The sequence below is a fragment of the Oscillibacter sp. CU971 genome, from assembly GCF_905219725.1.
In the GTDB taxonomy this organism is placed as follows: domain Bacteria; phylum Bacillota; class Clostridia; order Oscillospirales; family Oscillospiraceae; genus Oscillibacter.
In genome coordinates, this window is sequence record NZ_CAJMXG010000232.1 from 1 (window position 1) to 4,487 (window position 4,487).

The following is a 4,487-nucleotide window of genomic DNA, read 5'->3' on the forward strand; positions in this document are numbered from 1 at the left end:
GGAAAGGGGATGGCGGGGGGGACCCGCCGTGTGTGTGGGACCTCCCTCTCCGGTTGGGCGTCCGCCGGAAACATAAAAGCGGCGCCAAGTCCCAAGAACTCAGCGCCGCCTAAGAGCATGCGAACGCACGGCCCATCGTTCCCCTTCCCGCAACCTTGCTATCCACCCTTGCAAAAGCGTGGAGGAATGGGTATAATAAGCCCGTGGCGCAGTTCAAACTGCTGNGCTGAGTGGTACGGACACTCGTACAGGGCTGTCGGGTGCCTCTTACACCCGGCGGCCTGCCGCATTCATGTTTCCAGTTCTTATTGTAACCCGGATTTCCTCAAATTGCAAGGGGGTTTCGGCAANATCCCCAAAATGCCCCGCCTGTTCCAAGGGACAGGCGGGGCTCTCGTTTCCTTATTTCCGGTTTCACCCNCGCCGGGAATACAGCCGGGCAAGCCCCCCTTCGGAGGTCGCCCGGTAGCTCCGGTTCAGGTGGATGCCGGTTTCGTACATGGTCTTGAGCACCATGTCATAGCTGATGCGCCGGGTCTCCGCCAGGAAGTAGGCCAGGTTCGCGGAGTTGATGGCCCGCATGGCCGCCACGGCGTTGCGCTCGATGCAGGGAATCTGGACCAGGCCGCAGATGGGGTCGCAGGTAAGGCCCAGGTGGTGCTCCAGGGCCACCTCGGCGGCGTACTCGATGCGCTTGACGGAGTAGCCGAAGATCTGGCCCAGGGCGGCGGNGGCCATGGCGCAGGCCNCGCCGATCTCCGCCTGACAGCCGCACTCCGCCCCGGAGACGGAGGCGTTCCGCTTCGCCAGGGCGCCGAAGAGGCCCGCCACCCCCAGGGCGTGGGCCACGTCCAAATCGCTGAGGCCCCGNNTGTCCTGGAAGTAGTACAGCACCGCCGGCAGCACGCCGCAGGACCCGCAGGTGGGGGCGGTGACGACGAGGCCGTTCCCGGCGTTCTGCTCCGACACGGCATAGGCGTAGGAGCACACCCGCTGGCACTCGATGATCTCCGGGTGCTTGTTCACCAGAATGTGGTCGTGGATGGACTTGGCCTTCCGCTCAATGCGCAGCCCCCCGGGCAGCTCCCCGGAGGCGGCCAGCCCCTCCTGAATGGAACGCTGCATGACGGACCAGATTTCCAGCAGGTCCTCCCAGATGCCCGCCCCCTCGTTCAGCTCCACGTAGTCCGTGAGGCTGATGTAGCGGAACTCGCAGAACTCCTTGATTTCGGCGAAGGAGTTTTCAAAATAGGTCTCCTGCTCCTGCCCCGGGGCGGGGCGTCCCTCCCATTCCAGGTCCCCGCCGCCCACGCTGTAGACCCGCTGGGTGCACAGCTCCCGCCCGCCCCGGAGGGCGGTGAGGTCCAGGGTGTTGGGGTGCTGTTCCACCGTCTCCTGGGAGAAGACAATCTCCGCCGGGAGGGGGGCGAAGGTCTCCGTCAGGATGCGGTCCGTTCCGTGGCCCTTCCCCGTCTTGGAGAGGGAGCCGTACAGCACCGCCCGGTAGGCGTCCGCCTCCGGCGTCTCCTCCCGGAAGAGGGCGGCGGCCCGGGCGGGGCCCATGGTGTGGGAGCTGGAGGGCCCCCGGCCCGCCTTATAGATGTCACGAATCGATCGCATGGCTTTTCATACTCCTGTGCCCAGAGCTCCGCCCTCAAGGGGCAAAGCCCTCCACAATGTCCACCAGCTCCTGGCCGATGCGCTTCTGCGCCTCCCGGGTCCCCGCGCCGATGTGGGGGGTGCAGGAGACCGCCGGGTGCTGGGCCAGGGCCCAGTTGGGGTCCTTCTCGCTCATCCACACGTCCAGCCCCGCCGCCCGGACCTTGCCGNACNNCAGAGCCTCCAGAAGGGCCCCCTCGTCCACGTNGCTGCCCCGGGAGACGTTGACAATCACCACGCCGTCCTTCATCTTTCCCAGGCTCTCCCGGTCCACCAGGGCCTTGTCCCCGCCGGGGGCGCAGAGAATCAGCACGTCGGAGCCCGCCAGCAACTCGTCCATGGAGACGAACTTCATGGTCTCGCACTCGCNGCCCTCCGGCTTGTTGCGGTGGACGGTGGAGAGGACCTTCATCCCCAGGGCCTGGCACTTATCGCCCACCATCCGGCCGATGCGTCCATAGCCGATGATTCCGGCGGTTTTGCCGGAGAGCTCGAAGCCCTTGGAATAGGCCTTTTTCTCCCACTTGTTCTCCCGCATGGTGTGCCCGGCGACGGAGATGTTCCGGGCGCAGGAGAAGAGGAGGGCCAGGGCCAGCTCCGCCACGGCGTTNGAGGAGGCCCGGGGGGTGTTCCGCACGGCGATGCCCGCCGCCTCGGCATAGGGAATGGCGATGTTGTCCATGCCCACGCCCGCCCGGACGATGAGCCGGAGCCGCCCGCCCCTGGCGGCGTCAATCTGGGGCTCCTTGATTTTGGTGGCGGAGCGGATAATCACCGCGTCAAAGTCCCGCAGGGCGGGGCCCAGGGCGTCGGGCTCATAGAACTGCTCCACCACCTCGCAGCCGTCCGCCCGGAGCTTCGCCACGGCGGAGGCGTCCATACCGTCAGTGACCAATACGCGCTTTAGCATCATAATTGTACCCCTTTCGTATCCGGCACACCCCAGGGGTGCCAATGTCGGAAAACCCTCANGCCCATTGGGGGCNNGGCGCGTCCGGCAGCCCGGANGGGGGTCCAGGGGCACTCCCCTGGTTTTCCGCTCTTGGCGGAAAATAAATTTGAATCATTTTCNTGACGACATGNGCGTCAGGNAAATACCAAGACTCCAGCCGNCTTGGGCGGCGGCTCCAGTGACCGATGTCACTGGAGGGGGGAATCGAAAGGGGGGACGAAGTCCCCTCTTTAATTCAGTTGTGCTCCTGTTCGTACTTCTTGAGGAACTCCACCAGCGCCTCCACCCCCTCCTTGGGCATGGCGTTGTAGATGGAGGCCCGGAGGCCGCCCACGCTCTTGTGGCCCTTGAGGTTGTCAAAGCCCGCCGCCTTGGAAGNCGCCANCACGACGGCGTCCTGGTCCTTCGTGGNGGTGACGAAGGGCACGTTCATGAGGGAGCGGTCCTCCTTCCGCACGGCCCCGGTGAAGAGCTTGGACTGGTCCAGGAAGTCGTAGAGAATCTTCGCCTTTTCCTCGTTGCGCCGGTGCATGGCCTCCANGCCGCCGTNATCCAGGAGGTACTTGAAGACCTTGCCGCAGCAGTAGATGGCCCAGCAGTTGGGGGTGTTGTAGAGGGAGTCGTTGTCCGCGTGGGTCTTATAGCTCATATAGGTGGGGACAAATTTTGGAAGATCGTCCCGCAGCAGATCCTCCCGGATGATGACCACCGCCATGCCCGCCGGGCCCACGTTCTTCTGCACGCCGCCCCAGATGAGGCCGTACCGGCTCACGTCGCAGGGGCGGGAGAGGAACATGCTGGACTGGTCGGACACCAGCACCTTCCCCTTGGTGTCGGGGAGGTTGAAATAGGTGGTGCCGTTGATGGTCTCGTTTTCGCAGATATAGACATAGTCCGCGTTCTCCGGAATGTCCAGATTGGAGCAGTCCGGGATATAGGAGAAGTTCTTGTCGGCGGAGGAGGCCACAATTTTGACCTCGCCGTATTTTTTCGCCTCGGCAATGGCCTTCTTGGACCAGGCGCCGGTCTCCACATAGCACCCGACCCCGTTTTTCATCAGGTTCATGGGAACCATGGCGAACTGGACCGAGCCGCCGCCCTGGATGAAGAGCACCTTGTAGTTGCCGGGAATTCCCATCAGCTTGCGGAGGTCCGCCTCCGNCTCGTCCCGAATCTGCTGGAACACCTTGCTCCGGTGGCTCATTTCCATGACGCANATGCCGCTCCCGCGGTAGTTCATCATCTCGGCGGCGATCTCCTCCAGCACGATCTCCGGCATCATGGCAGGGCCGGCGGAGAAATTGTAGGTGCGGCCGTATTTCGTAGCGNNTTCCTNCATNCAAANATCNACANATTCCGCCCCTTTCGGGGCCGCTTTCCTGTCCATAGTATACAGGATTTTTTTACCGGAATCAACCGTCTTCCCAAATTTTCTGTGAAAAGGTGAACCTTTCTTCCCGCCCCTCCGCTTGCATTATGGCCGGGGGCCCTGTATACTATAAGCATCGCGTTGCATGAGCGGAGGGAAACTATGACATTGGACGGCATCAAGCGGGACCTTCGGGCCCGGCGGGATCTGACGGCGCTTTACGCCCGGGCCCTGGGAAAGTGGCTGCTGCTGGCCACGGCGGCGGGGATCTCCTGCGGCCTGGTGGGCACGGCGTTTCACATGGCCGTGGAAGCCGTGACGGAGCTCCGGGGGGAGTATCCCCGGCTGCTGTACGGCCTGCCCCTGGCGGGCCTTGCCATTGTGGGGCTTTACAAGCTGCTGGGCACCGAAGGCCAGGGGACCAACGACATCTTTGACCAGATCCGCCAAGGGGGCAGCGTCTCCCTCCTGCTGGTCCCCGCCATCTTCCTGGGGACGGTGCTGACC

General features: G+C 63.8%; 3 protein-coding genes and 1 pseudogene. 1 reads left to right on the top strand and 3 read right to left on the bottom strand.

Annotated features, from left to right (window positions below; all coding sequences use genetic code 11):
* Positions 1–414: 414 nt before the first annotated feature.
* The 3 genes from JX325_RS13065 to serC all read right to left on the bottom strand — a co-directional run bounded on the left by JX325_RS13065 (position 415) and on the right by serC (position 3,950).
* Complete coding sequence (locus JX325_RS13065) at positions 415–1,620, bottom strand: L-serine ammonia-lyase, iron-sulfur-dependent, subunit alpha (protein WP_204791543.1); 1,206 nt, start codon at positions 1,618–1,620, stop codon at positions 415–417.
* Positions 1,621–1,654: 34 nt separating this feature from the next.
* Entirely contained in the window at positions 1,655–2,572 is a 918-nt protein-coding gene (locus JX325_RS13070; RefSeq protein WP_243414083.1) for an NAD(P)-dependent oxidoreductase, read from the bottom strand.
* Between the two features lie 274 nt (positions 2,573–2,846).
* A complete protein-coding gene (serC, locus tag JX325_RS13075) occupies positions 2,847–3,950 on the bottom strand; it encodes a 3-phosphoserine/phosphohydroxythreonine transaminase (protein WP_204791544.1) in 1,104 nt (367 codons plus the stop codon).
* A gap of 192 nt (positions 3,951–4,142) precedes the next feature.
* Between serC and JX325_RS13080 the strand changes: the two are divergent.
* Positions 4,143–4,487: pseudogene (locus JX325_RS13080) on the top strand (chloride channel protein); the annotation flags it as partial.